The sequence below is a fragment of the Pseudoalteromonas sp. CO109Y genome (assembly GCF_004208935.1).
In the GTDB taxonomy this organism is placed as follows: Bacteria; Pseudomonadota; Gammaproteobacteria; order Enterobacterales; family Alteromonadaceae; genus Pseudoalteromonas; species Pseudoalteromonas shioyasakiensis.
This window is the reverse complement of sequence record NZ_SGPD01000006.1, coordinates 21,458-40,037: the sequence shown is the minus strand read 5'-3', so window position 1 is coordinate 40,037 and position 18,580 is coordinate 21,458. Positions and strand designations below refer to the sequence as shown.

General features: G+C 42.4%; 23 protein-coding genes. 8 read left to right on the top strand and 15 right to left on the bottom strand.

All coding sequences use genetic code 11. From position 1 onward, the window contains the following. Positions 1 to 31 precede the first annotated feature (31 nt). The 3 genes from EXT43_RS01165 to dolP are packed head-to-tail and all read left to right on the top strand — an operon-like array spanning position 32 to position 1,589. Entirely contained in the window at positions 32 to 403 is a 372-nt protein-coding gene (locus EXT43_RS01165; RefSeq protein ID WP_062566524.1) for a YraN family protein, read from the top strand. 32 nt (positions 404 to 435) lie between these two features. After that, the gene (locus EXT43_RS01160) at positions 436 to 1,023 is read left to right on the top strand and encodes an SIS domain-containing protein (protein WP_054561085.1); all 588 of its coding nucleotides are present in this window, start codon (positions 436 to 438) and stop codon (positions 1,021 to 1,023) included. Further along, a complete protein-coding gene (dolP, locus tag EXT43_RS01155) occupies positions 1,023 to 1,589 on the top strand; it encodes a division/outer membrane stress-associated lipid-binding lipoprotein (protein ID WP_054561086.1) in 567 nt (188 codons plus the stop codon). Before EXT43_RS01160 ends, dolP begins: the two co-directional genes overlap by 1 nt. Positions 1,590 to 1,654: 65 nt before the next feature. Here the strand turns inward: dolP and EXT43_RS01150 are convergent, their stop codons facing one another. From EXT43_RS01150 to zapE, 8 genes are all read right to left on the bottom strand, one after another. Next, positions 1,655 to 2,095, bottom strand: a complete 441-nt coding sequence (locus EXT43_RS01150; protein ID WP_062566526.1) for a ClpXP protease specificity-enhancing factor — start codon at positions 2,093 to 2,095, stop codon at positions 1,655 to 1,657. Next, entirely contained in the window at positions 2,095 to 2,721 is a 627-nt protein-coding gene (gene sspA, locus EXT43_RS01145) for a stringent starvation protein SspA (protein WP_054554181.1), read from the bottom strand. Before sspA ends, EXT43_RS01150 begins: the two co-directional genes overlap by 1 nt. Positions 2,722 to 2,800: 79 nt before the next feature. Then, the gene (locus EXT43_RS01140) at positions 2,801 to 3,538 is read right to left on the bottom strand and encodes a cytochrome c1 (RefSeq protein WP_054554180.1); all 738 of its coding nucleotides are present in this window, start codon (positions 3,536 to 3,538) and stop codon (positions 2,801 to 2,803) included. After that, the gene (locus EXT43_RS01135) at positions 3,535 to 4,800 is read right to left on the bottom strand and encodes a cytochrome b N-terminal domain-containing protein (RefSeq protein ID WP_054554179.1); all 1,266 of its coding nucleotides are present in this window, start codon (positions 4,798 to 4,800) and stop codon (positions 3,535 to 3,537) included. The genes EXT43_RS01140 and EXT43_RS01135 overlap by 4 nt, the downstream gene beginning before the upstream one ends. Continuing rightward, a complete protein-coding gene (gene petA / locus EXT43_RS01130) occupies positions 4,800 to 5,390 on the bottom strand; it encodes a ubiquinol-cytochrome c reductase iron-sulfur subunit (protein ID WP_054554178.1) in 591 nt (196 codons plus the stop codon). The genes EXT43_RS01135 and petA overlap by 1 nt, the downstream gene beginning before the upstream one ends. A gap of 736 nt (positions 5,391 to 6,126) precedes the next feature. Beyond that, entirely contained in the window at positions 6,127 to 6,519 is a 393-nt protein-coding gene (rpsI, locus tag EXT43_RS01125) for a 30S ribosomal protein S9 (protein ID WP_095209788.1), read from the bottom strand. An 8-nt stretch (positions 6,520 to 6,527) separates the two neighbouring features. Continuing rightward, the gene (gene rplM, locus EXT43_RS01120) at positions 6,528 to 6,956 is read right to left on the bottom strand and encodes a 50S ribosomal protein L13 (protein ID WP_054561088.1); all 429 of its coding nucleotides are present in this window, start codon (positions 6,954 to 6,956) and stop codon (positions 6,528 to 6,530) included. Positions 6,957 to 7,295: 339 nt separating this feature from the next. Continuing rightward, complete coding sequence (zapE, locus tag EXT43_RS01115) at positions 7,296 to 8,384, bottom strand: cell division protein ZapE (protein WP_058585925.1); 1,089 nt, start codon at positions 8,382 to 8,384, stop codon at positions 7,296 to 7,298. A gap of 178 nt (positions 8,385 to 8,562) precedes the next feature. Between zapE and EXT43_RS01110 the strand changes: the two genes are divergently transcribed. The 3 genes from EXT43_RS01110 to EXT43_RS01100 all read left to right on the top strand — a co-directional run bounded on the left by EXT43_RS01110 (position 8,563) and on the right by EXT43_RS01100 (position 11,663). Then, on the top strand, positions 8,563 to 9,006 hold the full coding sequence (locus tag EXT43_RS01110) for a YhcB family protein (RefSeq protein ID WP_055020791.1): 444 nt from the start codon (positions 8,563 to 8,565) through the stop codon (positions 9,004 to 9,006). Between the two features lie 123 nt (positions 9,007 to 9,129). Further along, positions 9,130 to 10,482, top strand: a complete 1,353-nt coding sequence (locus EXT43_RS01105; RefSeq protein ID WP_130166189.1) for a Do family serine endopeptidase — start codon at positions 9,130 to 9,132, stop codon at positions 10,480 to 10,482. Between the two features lie 98 nt (positions 10,483 to 10,580). Further along, positions 10,581 to 11,663, top strand: a complete 1,083-nt coding sequence (locus tag EXT43_RS01100) for a trypsin-like peptidase domain-containing protein (protein ID WP_058585926.1) — start codon at positions 10,581 to 10,583, stop codon at positions 11,661 to 11,663. Between the two features lie 68 nt (positions 11,664 to 11,731). Here the strand turns inward: EXT43_RS01100 and murA are convergent, their stop codons facing one another. Genes murA through EXT43_RS01065 form a run of 7 tightly spaced genes read right to left on the bottom strand, consistent with a single transcriptional unit; the run spans position 11,732 to position 16,388 of the window. Continuing rightward, a complete protein-coding gene (murA, locus tag EXT43_RS01095) occupies positions 11,732 to 12,991 on the bottom strand; it encodes a UDP-N-acetylglucosamine 1-carboxyvinyltransferase (protein WP_055199193.1) in 1,260 nt (419 codons plus the stop codon). A gap of 15 nt (positions 12,992 to 13,006) precedes the next feature. Beyond that, positions 13,007 to 13,264, bottom strand: a complete 258-nt coding sequence (locus EXT43_RS01090; protein WP_054554171.1) for a BolA family protein — start codon at positions 13,262 to 13,264, stop codon at positions 13,007 to 13,009. A gap of 5 nt (positions 13,265 to 13,269) precedes the next feature. Beyond that, positions 13,270 to 13,563: an STAS domain-containing protein gene (locus EXT43_RS01085; protein ID WP_054561094.1), complete on the bottom strand. Its 294-nt coding sequence runs from the start codon at positions 13,561 to 13,563 to the stop codon at positions 13,270 to 13,272. After that, complete coding sequence (locus EXT43_RS01080; protein WP_054561095.1) at positions 13,556 to 14,233, bottom strand: ABC transporter substrate-binding protein; 678 nt, start codon at positions 14,231 to 14,233, stop codon at positions 13,556 to 13,558. Before EXT43_RS01080 ends, EXT43_RS01085 begins: the two co-directional genes overlap by 8 nt. 2 nt (positions 14,234 to 14,235) lie before the next feature. Next, entirely contained in the window at positions 14,236 to 14,784 is a 549-nt protein-coding gene (mlaD, locus tag EXT43_RS01075; RefSeq protein ID WP_054561096.1) for an outer membrane lipid asymmetry maintenance protein MlaD, read from the bottom strand. A 13-nt stretch (positions 14,785 to 14,797) separates the two neighbouring features. Continuing rightward, positions 14,798 to 15,577 (bottom strand): lipid asymmetry maintenance ABC transporter permease subunit MlaE, encoded by a 780-nt coding sequence (gene mlaE, locus EXT43_RS01070; RefSeq protein WP_054554167.1) that lies wholly within the window; start codon positions 15,575 to 15,577, stop codon positions 14,798 to 14,800. After that, on the bottom strand, positions 15,570 to 16,388 hold the full coding sequence (locus EXT43_RS01065; RefSeq protein ID WP_082710978.1) for an ATP-binding cassette domain-containing protein: 819 nt from the start codon (positions 16,386 to 16,388) through the stop codon (positions 15,570 to 15,572). Before EXT43_RS01065 ends, mlaE begins: the two co-directional genes overlap by 8 nt. Positions 16,389 to 16,636: 248 nt before the next feature. On the opposite strand from EXT43_RS01065, the gene EXT43_RS01060 reads away from it, so the two are divergent. Both EXT43_RS01060 and EXT43_RS01055 read left to right on the top strand, forming a co-directional pair. Continuing rightward, complete coding sequence (locus tag EXT43_RS01060) at positions 16,637 to 17,605, top strand: calcium/sodium antiporter (protein WP_062566528.1); 969 nt, start codon at positions 16,637 to 16,639, stop codon at positions 17,603 to 17,605. Between the two features lie 3 nt (positions 17,606 to 17,608). After that, positions 17,609 to 18,580 (top strand): KpsF/GutQ family sugar-phosphate isomerase, encoded by a 972-nt coding sequence (locus EXT43_RS01055; protein ID WP_062566529.1) that lies wholly within the window; start codon positions 17,609 to 17,611, stop codon positions 18,578 to 18,580.

Sequence of the window (18,580 nt, the reverse complement as noted above, 5' to 3'; positions counted from 1 at the left end):
TTAAACGTAGAATTAGCTCAAGGATGAAGCTATGTCGTGGTTTAATCAATTGTGGCAAAATAGCCGCGAGAAAGGCCTGTATTACGAACATCAGGCAGAACAGTATTTAATACAACATGGCTTAAAAGCCATTGAGCGCAATTACTTATGCAAGTACGGCGAGCTCGATCTAATAATGCGTGACGGGCAAACACTGGTATTTGTAGAGGTAAAGTTTAGAAAAAATGCCCTGCGTGGTGGTGCAAACTATGCGCTCAGCAAACAAAAGCAGCAACGATTACGGCGCACAATTAGCCATTATCTTGCCGAAAAAAAGATCTCACACCAGGCAATGCGGATAGATTATGTCGCTATAACAGGTGAGCTTAACAGCACCCTAAACTGGTTTAAAAATATTTACTAACGCCGTTTGGCGTCGGCTTAATTTGGTAGGTTATGCAAGAAACGATAAAAAAAATCTTTACCGAAAATATTCAAGTTCAAATAGCGGCAGGTGAAGTACTGCCAAGCGCACTTGAATCGGCAGCGTTCACCATTGCACAAAGTCTTATTAACGGCAATAAACTGCTATGTTGTGGCACTCCTAGCTGCCACATGTTGGCACAGCACATGGCAGGGCTATTAATTAACTTTTATGAAACCGAGCGCCCATGCCTACCCGCAGTTGCGCTTGCACAAGATCAAGTTAACTTAGGCTCAGCCGCAAATAATGATGAGCACGAAACCTTTGCACGACAAATTCGTGCATTTGCACAGCAAGGCGACCTTTTATTAGCAATTGCTGTCAATGGTAATGAAAAGCAGATTATCTCAGCCGTTGAAGCGGCACTGACCCGTGATATGAAAGTAATTGTGCTTGTTGGTGATGACGGCGGTGAATTAGTTGGCTTACTTGGCCCAAATGATGTTGAAATTCGTGTTCCATCCAAACGCCCAAGCCGTATTGTTGAGTCACACTTAGTGAATTTGCACTGCCTCAGTGAGCTTATCGATTTAACCTTATTCCCACAGGAAGAAAATTAATGTTTAAACAGTCTTTACTAGTATTTGGTACCGTTTTATTGCTGCAAGGCTGTGCAGCTGCCGTTGTCGCCGGTACTGCAGGCGCTGTAACTGCTGCGAATGATCGCCGCACGATTGGTTCACAAATCGACGATAACAATATCGAAATTAAAAGTTCTATTGCTATCAGCGAAAATGAGCGCCTACATAAATTTGCTAACGTTAACGTCATTAGCGTTAATGGCATTGTGCTTATGATTGGCCAAGTTGCCAACGCAGAAATGAAAGACGAAGCACAACGCGCTATTGAAGGCGTTGATGGCATTCGTAAAATCCACAACCAAATTCGCATTGGTTCAAATATTGGCATGAGCACGCAAACGCACGACTCTTGGTTAACCTCTAAGGTGAAAACGCAATTACTCACCACAGAGAGTATCAGCAGCAATAATATCAAAGTAGTAACAGAGAATGGCGAAGTCTTTTTAATGGGCTTAGTGAGCGATTCTGAAGCGAATTTAGCGGTTGATGTAGCACGTAACGTATCAGGCGTTGAACGTGTTATTAAAGTGTTTGAATATTTGTAATATCCAACCGTAAATTGATAATAAAAAACCCGCTAAATAGCGGGTTTTCTTTTGTCTGACTAAGGTTACTTAATCACTCGTAAGTGAGCACCTTTTTTCTTCTCTGGTTTAGCAGGTGGTTCATCATCTGGCGTAATCTCGTCAGGTGTTTCAACACTTTCTAATACCGGAGCAAAGTCGTCTTCGTCCTCGATGAATTCTTCTGCAGTAAATACAGTCCCTTCACCATTCTCACGTGCATAAATTGCGAGCACAGCACCCATAGGTACGTACACTTGCATTGGTTGGCCACCAAAGCGCGCATTAAAGCTAAGCTGTTGGTTGTCCATTGCAAATTGTGTTACCGCTGATGGGCTAATGTTCAAAACGATCTGACCGTCTTGCACAAACTGTGTTGGTACTTGTACAGCAGGAAAATCAGCGTTAACCACTAAGTGTGGTGTGCACTGATTATCAACAATCCAATCAAAGAAAGCGCGTAGTAAATAAGGACGATTAGGCGTCATTATAAACGGATCTCACGCTCTGCTTCAGTTAGTGAAGCTTGGAATGATTCACGCTCAAATAAACGCAACATGTATTCTTTAAGCTCTTTCGCGCCTGCACCATTAAGCTCAATGCCAAGCTCAGGTAAACGCCAAAGTAGTGGTGCTAAGTAACAATCAACTAAGCTGAACTCTTCACTCATGAAGTAAGGTGCTTCAGAGAAGATTGGTGCAATTGCAAGTAACGCTTCTGTAAGCTCTTTACGTGCTTGCGCAGCTTCGCTGCTACCGCTAGTGATTTTGTTAGCTAGGCTATACCAATCCGTGTCGATACGATGCATCATCAGACGACTACGGCCACGCATAACCGGATAAACTGGCATTAGTGGAGGATGAGGGAAACGTTCATCAAGGTATTCCATGATGATGTTTGCCTGATATAAACCAAGCTCACGATCGATCAGTGTTGGTACTGTACCGTAAGGGTTAATCTCATGAAGTGCTTCTGGCAGGTTATCCTTTTCAGCCAGGTGAATGTCAACACTTACACCTTTTTCAGCAAGTACGATACGTACTTGATGGCTATACATACAGTTAGCACCAGAAAACAGGGTCATTACAGGGCGCTTATTGGCAGCTACGGCCATGCCTACCTCCATTATATTACAAAAACAGCAATAGGGGCTTAAGCCCCTATCACAAAACTACCTTTCAAAATGCCCAGGATTAGTGAACATCTCTCCAGTATTCTTTCTTCAGCATGAATGCCAAGATAAATAGAATCACTAGGAAACCAATTACCTTTAGACCTAACGCTTCTGACTCTAAACGTGACGGCTCGCCAACGTAAGCTAAGAAGTTAGTTAAGTCACGAGCAGCACGATCGTACTCGTCAACACTCATTTCACCAGAACCATCTGTTTCAACGCCAACAACTTTAGTCACAGTGTGACCATGTTCTTCCACTTCTTCAGTGATTGGTGTTGGTAAGCCTTGTAGTTCTTGAAGAACGTGTGGCATACCTACCGATGGGAAAACAACGTTGTTTACGCCAAACGGACGAGACTCGTCTTTATAGAATGACTTCAGATAAGTGTAGATCCAGTCAGTACCACGAACTCGCGCTACAAGCGTAAGATCCGGTGGCGCTGCGCCAAACCATTTAGCTGCGTCATCTTTATCAATCGCATTTTTGATGTGGCTACCTACTTTTGAGCCATCAAAAATTAGTTGCTCTTGACCAATCTCAGTAGGAATACCGATATCGCGGAACGTACGCTCATAACGTTGATACTGCATTTGGTGACAACCAAGACAGTAGTTCATGAACAATTTAGCACCGCGCTGTAAAGATGCGTTATCTTTAAGGTCAATGTTCGCATCCATTAAAGGAACCGAAGGACCTGCTGCCATTGTCAACGATGGCAACAATGCGAATAAACCGATAATTAGCTTTTTCATCATTTCGTCAACCTCGTTGGTAATGGCTTAGTTTTCTCATTCTTGCTGTAAACAAATAACAATACGAAGAACATGAAGTATGTCACAGTCGTGATTTGTGATAACAGCGTTTTGAAATCAGTTTGTGGTGTAGCACCAACCCAACCCAAGATAACGAAAGTTACCACGAATTGTGCGATGTTTAACTTGTGAAGACCACAACGATAACGAATAGAGCGAACCGAACCACGGTCAATCCAAGGTAGTAACGCAAGCACTACGATAGATGCACCCATCGCCACAACACCCATTAACTTGTTAGGGATTGCACGTAGGATTGCGTAGAATGGCGTAAAGTACCAAACTGGGAAAATATGCTCTGGTGTTTTCAGCGGGTTAGCTGCTTCGAAGTTTGGCGCTTCTAGGAAGAAACCATTCATCGCAGGCATAAAGAATACAACCCAACAGAATAAGATTAAGAAACCAACCACACCCACAATATCTTTTACTGTGTAGTAAGGGTGGAACGGGATTGCATCAACAATGTCTTTCTTGTTGGTGTAATACTCGTGGAATTTGAATTTAGGCTTATCTTCTTCAGCTACAGTGCCTTTCTTACGCTTAATTTCAACACCATCTGGGTTGTTTGAACCCACTTCGTGTAGTGCAACAATGTGTAAGAATACTAAGATAACGATTACTAAAGGTAATGCAATTACGTGTAGTGCAAAGAAGCGGTTAAGCGTAGCACCAGAAATTACGTAGTCACCACGGATCCAAAGCGTTAAGTCATCACCAATAACCGGAATCGCACCGAATAGTGAAATGATTACCTGTGCACCCCAGAAAGACATTTGTCCCCAAGGTAGTAAGTAACCCATGAAAGCTTCAGCCATAAGCGCTAAGAAGATGAACATACCGAATAACCACAGTAATTCACGTGGTTTTTGGTAAGAACCGTAGATCATGCCACGGAACATGTGCAGGTATACAACGATAAAGAACGCTGATGCACCTGTTGAGTGAAGGTAACGAAGTAACCAACCGTATTCAACATCACGCATGATGTATTCTACCGATGCGAAAGCACCTTCAGCAGATGGTACGAAGTTCATTGTTAACCAGATACCAGTTACGATTTGGTTAACAAGTACTAACATGGCTAAAGAGCCAAAGAAGTACCAGAAGTTAAAGTTTTTTGGTGCTGGATACTGTGCAATATGCATGTTCCAAACACGTGTCATTGGAATACGATCGTCGATCCAACCAATAATTTTACCAAACATTACGCCACTCCTTTTTCTTCACCGACTAGAATAGTCGTGTCATCAAGGAAGGTATACGGAGGAATTTCTAGATTTAATGGTGCAGGTACAGATTGGAATACACGACCAGCCATATCAAATTTAGAACCGTGACACGGACAGAAGAAACCGTCGTCTGTGCCCTCTACTTTCTCACCAAAGCCACCTTGTAGGAAGCTAGGAGAACAACCTAAGTGCGTACAAATACCAACAGCAACGAAAATTTCAGGACGTTGCGAACGATATTCATTGGTTGATGATTCAGGTTGTTGAGGCTCTTCAGACGCAGGATCACGAAGTTGACCTTCATGTTCTTTCATCTGTTCAAGCATTCTTGGTGTACGATTAATAACCCAAACAGGTTTTCCTCGCCACTCAACACGTATTAATTGTCCTGGCTCAAGCTTGCTGATATCTACTTCTACAGGCGCACCCGCAGATTTAGCTCGCTCACTTGGATTCCAAGACGCAATAAAAGGAACAGCAGCCCCAGCCGCACCAACACCACCAACAACAGAGGTAGCTATGGTTAAAAAGCGACGTCGGCCATTGTCTACAGGCGCATTGCTCATCCACTTATCTCCACTATGATTCCCAACACTTGCCATATTGAGAACATCAGTTACAGCAGGTTAATTTTTAGAAATTTCAAAATAGACGCGATCATAATTAAAACCCTTGATTAAAACAAGGTTATTCACAGTCTCATGCTCGAATAAACCCTATTTAATGAATTATTAATTTAGGTTAGCTCGAGTATGAAGCCGCTGGTTATGATAACGCATATAAAAAAACAATATACTGACCAAGATCAACCTCACTAAGAGGAAACAGAATTCTGCATTAGCTGTTGTTGAACTCACTCACATTACTTGCCCCCCAATTGTAGCAAAAAATTTCATCAATTAACTGATGGATTTAAGCTAATTTTGCTAAATCTTGAAGTTTTTTTACTGTTATACGTACTAATTATTAACAGTGGTTAAATATCGAACGAAAAAAGGTAGGATTTTGCGCTTCAGCGAGATGAGAGATGCGAGATGCGAGATGAGAGATGAGAGATGCGAGATGAGAGATGCGAGATGCGAGATGCGAGATGCGAGATGCGAGATGCGAGATGCGAGATGCGAGATGCGAGATGCGAGATGCGAGAAGTATATGGGAATATTAAGCCTTGGCAAGAACTTGTTCATTCAAGCAGAGAGCCCTCTTTCGATTAGCTAAAAACTGACGTCTGAAAGCTGACAGCTCCAAGAAACAAAAAACCCAGCCGAAGCTGGGTTTTTGGTATTCTGATAAACGTAAATATTAACGTTTTGAGAATTGTGGACGCTTACGTGCTTTCTTAAGACCCACTTTCTTACGCTCAACTTTACGTGCATCACGTGTAACGAAACCTGCTTTACGAAGTGTAGGACGTAGAGACTCGTCAAACTCCATAAGTGCACGAGTGATACCGTGACGGATAGCACCAGCTTGACCAGTAGTACCACCACCTGAAACAGTGATGTGTAGGTCAAACTTTTCAGTCATTTCTACGTGCTCTAATGCTTGACGAACAACCATGCGAGCAGTCTCACGACCGAAGTACTCTTCTAGAGAGCGCTTGTTGATTACGATGTTACCAGTGCCTGGGCGTAAGAATACGCGAGCACTTGAACTTTTACGACGACCTGTACCGTAGTATTGATTTGCCATGATAGTGCTCCTTAAATGTCTAGAACCTGAGGCTGTTGTGCAGCATGGTTGTGCTCAGTACCTGAGTAAACTTTAAGTTTACGGTACATTGCGCGGCCTAAAGGACCACGTGGCAACATGCCTTTAACAGCTTTTTCGATGATCATTTCAGGCTTTGCAGCTTGAAGCTTGTCGAAAGTAGTAGACTTAAGACCACCTGGGAAACCAGTATGAGCGTAGTACATTTTGTCTTTTGCTTTATTACCAGTAACAGTAACTTTCTCAGCGTTGATAACGATGATGTAATCACCAGTATCTACGTGAGGAGTGTATTCAGCTTTATGCTTACCGCGTAGGCGACGAGCGATTTCAGTAGCGATGCGACCTAAAGTTTTACCTTCAGCGTCAACTACGTACCAGTCACGTTTTACTGTTTCTGGCTTAGCAACAAACGTTTTCATTTATTAAAATCCAATGTTTTTTAATTAAAACCACAGGTAATTATTATAAATTACCGCTCTAAGTTGAATGCTTTAACCCCTTCGAGTTTAAGACTTTGAGCCATCAATTAGAGGCTAAACTAATATCTGGCAATAGAACGCAACGTGGCAGACGCGGGAGTATACCAGCACTTGAACCACATTGCTATATGATGGTTGTTTTTTATTCGAGAAAATCAGCTAAGTGCGCGCGAAATAAATTTCACGCCTACATTAATTAGTAGGCGTCACGCTTGCTTGGCGCGCCTTACATTCAACACCGATCAGCTAAAAACTGACAGCTGAAGGCTGACAACTTGACTAAGCTAGATGCTCTTTTGCCAAATACTCTAACGATTGCATTTCTTGTAGTCGGCTAATACAACGCTTAAATTCAAAATTTAAGTTACCTTCGCTATATAGCTCAGTTATTGGCTTTTCAGCAGAAATAATCAGCGTGACATGGCGCTCGTAAAATTCATCCACTAACGCGATAAAACGACGTGCGGCATCATCATTGGCTTGGCCCAGTGATTTTACGTTAGACAAAATCACCGTGTTATAAAGTCGGCTTATTTCCATGTAATCAACTTGGCTGCGGGCTGTTTCGCATAGTTCACTAAACTCAAACATAGCAATACAGTCAGACACTTTACGGGTTTTGATCATCCGCCCTTCAATTTCAATTTCTTTATCGAGCACACCCGGCTCAGGTGACAACTTATCGAAGTATTCAAATAAATTATCATCAGCTTGCTTATCAAGCGGACTATGGAAAATTTCGGCTTGCTCAAGGGTACGTAAACGATAATCAACCCCCGAGTCCACATTTACGATTTCGGTGTTGGCTTTTACCAGCTCAATTGCTGGTAAGAAACGCGCACGTTGTAAACCATTTCGATACAGGTCATCAGGCACGATGTTTGACGTCGCAACCAGCACAATGCCACGTTCAAATAATGCTTCCATCAAACCACCTAGTAGCATTGCATCAGTGATATCTTGTACAAAAAATTCATCAAAACAGATAATATCTGTCTCTGATTTAAAGATATCTGCAACTACATTTAATGGATTACTGGTATTTTTTAACTTTTTCAGCTCATCATGCACGCGATGCATAAAACGGTGAAAGTGCACACGCATCTTACGATCAGTAGGTAAAGCTTCGTAGAAAGTATCAACTAAATAGGTCTTACCTCTACCTACTCCGCCCCAAAAATACAGCCCTTTTATACTTGGCGTGCTATCTTTAGAGAATAGTTTGGCAAACCACCCCTTCGCGGCCGGTTTGTCTGCCGTTAGGTCATCATAGAGTCTTTGCAAATGGCGCACTGCATTTTCTTGCGCTGCATCATGTACAAAGTCTTCACGTTGTAAATCTTGTTGGTATTTCTGCCAAGGAGTCATAGGTCGTTACAATAAAACACAGTTAAATTTGCACAGTATATTAACACGCATCGTATCTCAGGGTATATTAGCCCGCAGTATGATTTCACAATCAAATTAAGCATATTTTAATAATGATTGGACTATAAATGCTTTTAAAGTATTTGTTTTTGTTATTTTTTCCCAAAGGGGTAGATTTATGGGCACAATTACCTGGATAGGTATTCTAATCATCGTTGCAATTTCAGCATTCTTCATTGGTGCTTTTGTAACCAAAAAACAATTTAAGCAAGACGAACTAGAACAACAAGTCGAGCAAGCTAACAATGCGCTTGAACAATATCGTCAAGATGTAGCTGATCATCTAGCGAGCACAGGTAAGCTAGTATCTAAAATGAAAGATAACTACGACCAGCTACTGAACCATGTAGAAGAAACAAATAAACTACTACTTGCTGATAAAAAACAGCATCCAAATGAGCCTTTCTTTTCTAAAGAAACGACTGAGCAATTACAAAACTCATTACAAGACCGCAGAGGCGATCGTTCAAGTGCTGAAGCTCAGCCTGCTGACTATGTTGTTGGTGAAACGGGCCTGTTCACTGGCTCAGAGAAAGTTTCAGAACATTCTAAAGCCTCTTGATGAACTTTTTTTTGACCCCATAGTCTTTAGATATAACAGCTTTATATCTAAACCAAGAAAAGGGCTGCTTATGCAGCCCTTTTTAGTTTTTGCTTTATCTCTGAAGTGGAGTAAACCCAGACTATGAAAATGAAATTATCTGTTATCAGTGCTGCTATTTTATCTTCTAGCTTATTATTAAGCCCTGCAATTTCAATGGCAAAACTTCCTGTTGCTGTAAATGGTCAACAATTGCCAACCCTCGCACCTATGCTTGAACAGATCACACCGGGTGTGGTGAGTATTCAAGTGTCAGGCTCTAAAGAGGTTCGCCGCCGTGCGACTCCTTTTGATGACTTTTTTGGTGTTCCTCGTGGTGGTAGCCAGAAGCGTGAATTTAGTGGCCTAGGCTCAGGTGTGATCATTGATGCAGACGAAGGTTACGTGGTAACCAATAACCATGTTATCGAAGATGCCGAAAAAATGGTGGTGACCTTAGAAGATGGTCGCGAATATGAAGCAACTAAAATCGGTAGCGACAAAGAATCAGATATTGCCTTATTGCAAATTGATGCAGAGGACTTAACAGCGCTTAAAATTGCCGATTCAGATCAGTTACGTGTAGGTGATTTTGCTGTTGCCATTGGTAATCCATTTGGTTTAAGTCACACAGTAACATCAGGTATCGTCAGTGCCCTTGGCCGTAGCGGTTTAAATATAGAAGGCTATGAAGACTTTATTCAAACCGATGCAGCTATTAACCAAGGCAACTCAGGCGGTGCGTTAGTTAACCTTAACGGTGAACTGATTGGTATCAACACCGCTATCTTAGGCGCATCTGGCGGTAACGTGGGCATTGGCTTTGCAATTCCATCTACCATGATGAAAAACCTTGTTGACCAAATTATCGAACACGGCGAAGTACGTCGCGGTTCGTTAGGTATTTCGGGACGCCCACTTGATGCAGGCCTTGCTAAAGCACAACAACTTGACGTGAAGCAAGGCGCTTACGTTATGCAAGTAATGGATGATACCGCAGCAAGTAAAGCGGGTATCAAAGCCGGTGATGTAATTATTAACGTCGATGGCACCGAAATTAGTGGCTTCCATGAACTACGCAGTAAAATTGCCACACTTGGTGAAGGCAAAAAAGTAAAACTGGGCATTTACCGAGATGGCAAAGTTAAAACTGTAAATGTCACACTCGATGGTGCATCAGCAACTACTGCCGCAGGCGAAGAGACACACCCAGCTTTCCAAGGTGCAACATTAGAAAACACTCAGAAGAGTGATGGAAAAGGGGTTGAAGTAACCGGCGTGCAAGCACGTTCTCCTGCTGCTCGTGTTGGCCTTGAAGAAGGTGACGTGATCATGCAAGTTAATCGTCAACGCGTTGAAACAATCCGCGACATGAATAAGATCATCGAAAATACCAAAGGTAACATCGTACTAGGTGTTAAACGAGGTAGAGAGCTTATTTTCGTACTTATCCAGTAAACCTAGTTGATAAATCATGAAAAAATAACAGCGGTGCTTGCCGCTGTTATTTTTTTTGTGCCATCATTAAGGGATTGCTCACTGATAATAAGAATACTGTGCTAAAACTTTTTAAATTTATCCTTCCTCCGCTTTTCACCGGTTTAGGCATTGCCTTTTTAGTGGTGTTATTTAGCCCAAGCCTTCGTAGCACACTGTTACCAGATATGAATTTACCTGCGGCGATATCATCAGAGCACATGAGCTTTGCTGATGCAGTGCAAAAAGCAGCACCTTCGGTTGTTACTATTTTTTCAGAAAGCATTTCCAATCAACCGCGCTATAAACGCCAAAACACCGTTCAAGCTCTTGGTTCTGGTGTGATCATGACCCAAGACGGCTATATTCTTACTAACTACCATGTAATCAAAAATGCCGATCTCATTATCGTTACACTCGCTGATGGCCGTCGCTTTTATGATGTACAAGTGATTGGTTTTGATACTCAAACAGATTTAGCGCTATTAAAGATCAGCGCTGAGCATTTACCAAAAATTCCAGTGAACGATAAATTTAAGCCACGTGTTGGTGATGTTGTTTTAGCGATTGGTAACCCACTTAACTTAGGTCAAACCATTACCCAAGGTATTATCAGTGCGACGGGTAAACAAAACTTAATCGATAGCCCATACAGCAGCCTGTTACAGATGGATGCAGCGATTAACGTGGGTAACTCAGGTGGCGCGTTAGTCAATTCACGAGGTGACTTAGTCGGTATTACCTCGGCACAATTTAAAACTCATGAAAATCTCGATATTCAAGGTATCTTCTTTGCAGTGCCTTACTCGATAGCCAAAGATGTGATGGATAAGCTAATCAAACATGGTCGTGTAGTCCGTGGCTATTTAGGCTTCAGTGGCACAGGTATTGATAGCACGGGCAAAGATGTAAGTGATAGCTTTACACCTGTTGCAGGCATGCGTATTTCTCAACTTGATCCATTTGGCCCAGCTTGGAAAGCAGGCATCAGAGAAACTGACATTGTAATCAAAATTGGCGGTATTCCTGTAGCAAACCCACAACAAGTGCTTGAGAAACTAGCGAATACAGAGCCAGGTAAGGAACTTGAATTTGAGATTTACCGCGATGGGAAGGTCTTAAAAGTGATGGTAACTGTTGCAGAACTTGAAGACGATCAGTAGTTACTGAAACAACACAGATATAAAAAAGGCCTAACTGATGTTAGGCCTTTTTTATAAGTATTTAGCTATTAGCTTGAACGGCGCTTGATATTAGCACCCAGCGCACTCAACTTATCTTCAATACGTTGATAACCGCGATCTACGTGATAGATGCGGTCAACAATAGTCTCACCTTGAGCAACGATGCCAGTAAGAATTAGACTTGCAGAGGCACGTAAATCAGTTGCCATTACCTGTGCGCCCGATAAGCTTTCGGTATCCCCACAAATTGCTGTATTACCTTCTAAGCGAATGTTTGCGCCCATACGCTGTAACTCAGGCACGTGCATAAAACGGTTTTCGAAAATCGTTTCTGTGATGGTTGCACTGCCCTTCGCTACCACATTTAAAGCTGTAAATTGCGCTTGCATATCGGTAGGGAAACCCGGGTGTGGCATAGTCTTAATGTTAACCGCTTTTAGTTCGCGGCCACGCATATCAAGATAAATGCTGTTATCAGTGACTTCAACCAAGGCATTGGTAGCACGCAACTTTTCAATCACAGGATCAAGACTATGGTGGTCTGTATTTTTACAAAGTACTTCACCGCCAGCCATTGCCGCCGCAACCAAGAAAGTGCCTGTTTCAATGCGATCAGGAAGAATGCTGTACTCACAACCCGATAGTGACTCAACCCCTTCAATTTCGATACGGCTAGTGCCTGCACCACTGATCTTCGCCCCCATCGCAATTAAGCAATTAGCAAGATCGGTAATTTCCGGTTCGCGAGCTGCATTTTCAAGTACTGTTTTACCATCAGCCAGCGTTGCTGCCATCAGTAAGTTTTCTGTTGCGCCAACACTGACCATCTCCATAAAGATTTCAGCGCCTTTTAAGCGACCATCAACCTTGGCATTAATGTAACCATTTTCAACCTTGATGATAGCGCCCATGCGCTCAAGACCTTGAATATGGATATCAACTGGGCGAGCACCAATTGCACAACCACCTGGCAGTGATACTTGCGCTTCACCAAAACGGGCAACTAAAGGGCCTAATGCAAGCACTGAGGCACGCATTTGCTTTACCAACTCATACGGTGCAAGTGTTTTATCAACCGTCGCACCATCAATGATTAGCTTGTCTTGCTGCCACTCGACATTTGCACCCAGTGTTTTTAACAAGGCTTCTGTGGTGCCGATATCGCGTAAACGAGGAACATTACTAAAGGTACTTTTACCCTGCCCTAAAAGCGCAGCAAAAAGAATTGGAAGAGCGGCATTTTTAGCGCCAGAAATAGTGACTTCACCTGCCAGCGAGGTGCCACCTTGAATAACAAATTGATCCATTAGGAGGCCCTGCGACTATTGAGGTAAAATAAATTTTTGTTCGCGTTTCCATTCAGTCGGTGTGAACGCTTTGATAGATACAGCGTGGATTGTACCGTCTGAGATTGTTGACATTAACGGAGCATAAACCAACTGTTGCTTCTTCACGCGAGATAAACCATCAAAACACTCACCAACAGCAATCACTTCGTAGTGGCTACCATTTGCTTTAACAATCACTTCATCTAGTTTTAGTTCGTCGCGTAATAACGTTTCGACTTGGCTTGTTTCCATAAATCTCACTCAAATAGGTTTGTGACCTGACCCAACTGCATTAAATTTTGCAATTGTTCAGGGCTATTTTGCAGTTCAAGGTGAATACCTTGCTGCTTTAATTCTGCGAAAGAGTGAATTAACCAAGCTAAGCCCGCCGTGTCAACCCTAGATAGCCCAGAAAGGTCAAAATACCATGTTTTATGGCTAGAATCTGGCTTGGCGTTCAGAAGGCGTTCACGGCCAATTGAATTTCGAGTCAGTTCGCCACTGACTCGAAACTGGTTATCTTCAAGTTGAGTAATCTCGACTTTACTCATCACCACCATCACCCCTAAATTGCACTGGCAGTTGGCTCTTCTGCTCTAGTAAGTCACTTACATAATCTAGACCATGTTGGCGTAAAATACCTTGTAATTCACTTTGTTTAGCATCAAGCAAACTAATACCTTCTGCTATCATATCGTACGCGCCCCAGTCACCACTGCGGTCTTCACGTACTTTAAAGTCGATTCTGATATCAGGTTTACCGGCTTCAACAATTTTAGTTTTAACAACCACCACATCTTGGCCTTTGAAAGGCTGAGGCGGAGCAAACTCAACGCTTTGATTAGTGTATTGAGTAAACACACCTGCGTAAGTAGCAATTAAATACTTTTGAAAAACGTCAATGAAGCGTTGTAACTCTTTAATCGCTTTCGCTTTTTCCTCTTTATCTTCGATAGCACGCACCTTTGACACGTGATTACCTAGTACGCGCAGTGCAGCATACTTGTAGTCAATGTAAGGCATTAGCTCTTCTTCTACGATAACGCGTAGATGCTCTTTGTCTTTCGCAATAAGAGGTTGGTCTTTAGTAATACGTGCAAAAGTATTATCTGACACTGTACGAACCATTTTGTACGGGTCTTTTAAATCAACCTTAGGTTCAGCGGCTTGTGCGTTTAGGCTAAACAGCACAGCAATACATAATAAAAACTTCTTAAACATAATTATTCACCACCCTGGTTGAATAAGAACTGACCGATTAACTCTTCTAAAACAAGCGCTGATTTTGTATCAGTAATGTAGTCACCATCTGCAAGCGCTTTGCTTTCAACACCAAATAAATCATCTAGATCTGTATCATGCTCACTTGCTGTTACATCTTCACCCATACAGCGTTGCTCAGCAGATTCAGGGGCAATAACAGGGTTAATGCCTAAGTACTGCTCACCTAAAATACCTGATGTCAAAATAGAGATTGATGTTGTGTCTGAAAACTTACATAAGTAATTTGCATCAATCGCCATATTAACCACAGGCACAAACTCTTTTGGGTGAATAAAGATTGATTCAACTCGGCCAACAACCACACCACCAACTTTAATCGGCGCACGAGCTTTTAAAGAACCAATGTTTTCAAACTTTGCGTTCAGTTGGTAAGTCTCACCACTACCACTAATGCCGGCATTCGCAACTTTAAATGCTAATAATGCAAATGCAGCGATACCAAGGGCTACAAAAAAGCCAACTAATATTTCTAATTTCCGTGAATTCATCTTTATACCCTAATTAGCTGGTAAACATTACCGCTGTTAAAATAAAGTCAAAACCTAATACTGCCAATGACGAGTGCACAACGGTTTCTGTTGTCGCTTTACTGATCCCCTCCGATGTAGGAACACAGTCATAGCCTTTGTAAAGTGCAATCCAAGTCACAATCATGGCGAATACAAAACTCTTAATCATGCCGTTCACAATATCTTGTTGGAACGACACTTGCGCTTGCATGATTGACCAGAAGCTTCCTGAGTCAACACCAAGCCAATCAACACCCACTAAATGAGCGCCGATAATAGCAACCGCAGAAAATATTAATGCAAGTAATGGCATACTGATAAAACCAGCCCAAAAACGCGGTGCAATAATGCGTTTAAGTGGATCAATCGCCATCATTTCTAAACTTGATAATTGCTCGGTTGCTTTCATTAAACCAATTTCAGCAGTAAGTGCACTGCCCGCGCGGCCTGCAAACAGTAACGCTGTTACTACAGGGCCTAACTCACGTAATAAGCTCAATGCCACTAAAGGCCCTAAGCTATCTTCAGCACCATAGCCTACTAATACGGTGTAACCCTGCAGGGCGAGCACCATACCGATGAATAAGCCTGACACCATAATGATTAAAAGAGATTGCGAGCCCACCATATATAATTGGCGAACAAGTAAAGGCGTGCCTTTTTTGAAGTTCGGCACATTAACGAGTGCACCAAACAGCATCTGAGTTGAACGGCCAAGCGCGGCAAAGCGCCCTAATGTTTTGTGACCTAACTTCTGGAATAGATCAAGCATTATGCACTCCTAGTAATTCATCATCATACGCAGGAGCTGGGAAATGGAATGGTACAGGGCCATCCGATAAACCATTTAAGAACTGTTGCACAAGCTCAGATTCATGGTTTTGCATTTGCTCTGGTGAACCTTCGCCTATCACCCCTTGATCAGCAATGATGATCACATGATCAGCAATGCTCATCACCTCTGTTACATCATGGGTCACGATAAGTGATGATAAACCTAGCACCTCATTCAGTGATTTTATTAGCTTAACTAACACACCCATAGAGATAGGATCTTGGCCAGCAAATGGCTCATCGTACATGATAAGCTCTGGATCAAGAGCAATTGAACGCGCTAAAGCAGCACGGCGAGCCATACCACCAGAAAGCTCAGACGGCATTAAGTCTTGTGCGCCACGTAAGCCGACAGCTTGTAATTTCATTAAAACGACAAGTCGGATTAAATCTTCGCTGAGTTGAGTATGTTCGCGCAAAGGAAAGGCGATATTGTCAAACACTGACATATCGGTAAATAAAGCGCCACTTTGAAACAGCATACTCATTTTGGTGCGGGCAGCATAAAGTTCCTTGCGAGTCATGCCAGGAATGCTGTTGCCTTCAAATAAAATGTCACCAGAATCAGGTTTAAGCTGACCGCCAATTAAGCGCAACATGGTGGTTTTACCAATGCCGCTTGGTCCCATGATAGCGGTAATCTTGCCTTTCGGAATGTTAAAACTCATATTTCTATATATGATTCTATCGCCCCGTGAAAAGGTTACATCCTTGATTTCTACTATTGATTGCGACAAGTCGCTCTCCATAACGTTTTTCACTAGTTTTGCCATTTTAAGGGTTTTTTAGTCAAGATGGAAAAAACAAATCGTAAAATTTTGTAATATTTTCTATCAATAAATTCTAAAGCTAGCTGCAAAGAGCTTAACGACACCTGAAATTTAGTTTCCTTGCTAAGCACGCTTTATGCTCGCCAGCCCATTCTTTTACTTATACTTTCAGGTTCGCTTTTGTTACTATTTGCAGTCATCTGTATAAGTAATGTTGGCGTATCACAATGGTGACTTCTTTTGTCATTTTAATTATTGGTTTTGCTGCACTCGTTTGGAGTGCCGATCGGTTTGTTTATGGGGCGGCTGCACTCGCAAAAAATATGGGGATACCCACCCTAATCATTGGTTTAACCGTTGTTGCTATGGGCTCATCAGCCCCTGAAATGATGGTATCTGCATCGGCAGCACTTGCTGATAAAACAGATACTGCGGTAGGTAATGCGGTCGGCTCTAACATTACTAACATCTTACTTGTACTTGGTGTCACAGCTTTACTACGCCCTCTTTCAGTATCTTCAATGACACTTAAACGTGAAATGCCGCTGGTCCTGTTAATCTCTGTAGCTGCTTGGTATGTGTTCTCAGATAACTATTTTTCGTTCGCTGAAGGCATTGCCTTGATGATTGCTTTTGCCGTGTTTATTGGTGGCTTAGTTATTGTGTCTCTGCGTGCTAAAAACCAAGATGACCCATTTGTCAGCGAAGCATGTGAAGACGTTCCGAACGATGTAAGCACTAAATCAGCCGTATTTTGGTTAGTCATCGGCATGATTTTATTACCCATTAGTTCACACTTTTTAGTTGAATCAGCCGTTGATATTGCGAAATATTTTGGTCTATCAGACCTTGTAATAGGCTTAACCATTATTGCTATTGGTACCAGCTTACCAGAGCTGGCAGCCTGTATTGCAGGGGTATTAAAAAACGAAGACGATTTAGCGCTTGGGAATATCGTTGGCTCAAACATTTTCAATTTACTCGCCGTATTACCACTTGCGGGTATTATCAACCCATCAGTTATTGACCCTTCTGCGGCAAACCGCGATGCACTTATCATGATTGCAGCAACCGTTGTATTGATTGCCATGTCATTGAACTTTAAAGGTGCTCGTCGTATCAATAGAGTAGAAGGTGGCTTCTTGTTAGTCGCATTTATTGCATATCAGGGCTATATTTTCAGCCAAGTAGGATAATTAATGACACAACCTAGCTTTATCGCGCAGGGTAAGCGCGTACTCGAAATTGAAGCACAAGCTTTACAAGAAATTGAGCAATATATAAATCAAGATTTCGATAACGCTTGCCAATTAATGTTCCAATGTACAGGTCGTATTATTGTGATTGGTATGGGCAAGTCTGGCCACGTTGGTAATAAAATTGCGGCGACCCTTGCAAGTACTGGCACACCGGCATTTTTTGTTCACCCTGGCGAAGCAAGCCATGGTGATTTAGGCATGATCACCCGTGATGATGTGGTAATGTGTATTTCGAACTCAGGTGAGACCAGCGAAGTACTTAGTATTATCCCCGTTATTAAGCGTATTGGCGCAAAGATGATTTCACTCACTGGCAACCCAGACTCAACCATGGCAAAACTGTCTGATGTACATGTGTGCATTAAAGTAAGCCAAGAGGCATGCCCGTTAGGCCTTGCCCCAACTGCAAGTACCACAGCAACCTTGGTGATGGGTGATGCAATGGCGGTTGCGTTACTTGAAACCCGTGGTTTCACAGCCGATGATTTTGCGCTTTCGCACCCGGGTGGCAGCTTAGGTAAACGTTTATTGCTTACATTAGATGATGTGATGCACGCAGGCGACGCCACGCCAATCGTTAGCGAAACCCAAAGCATTAAAGACGCACTAATCGAAATGTCAGCCAAGGGCCTTGGTATGACCGCGGTGATTGGTGCAGATGAAAAGTTAGCCGGATTATTCACTGATGGTGACTTACGCCGTATTTTAGAGCAGCGCATCGATATCCATAATACGGCAATTAGCCAAGTAATGACCCGTTCATGTACAACTGCTCGCCCTGATATGCTTGCAGCTGAAGCTTTAAATATTATGGAACGTAAACGTATCAATGGTTTAATTGTGGTAGATCAAAGTAATACGCCAATTGGTGCCCTTAATATGCAAGACCTATTAAAAGCAGGAGTTCTTTAA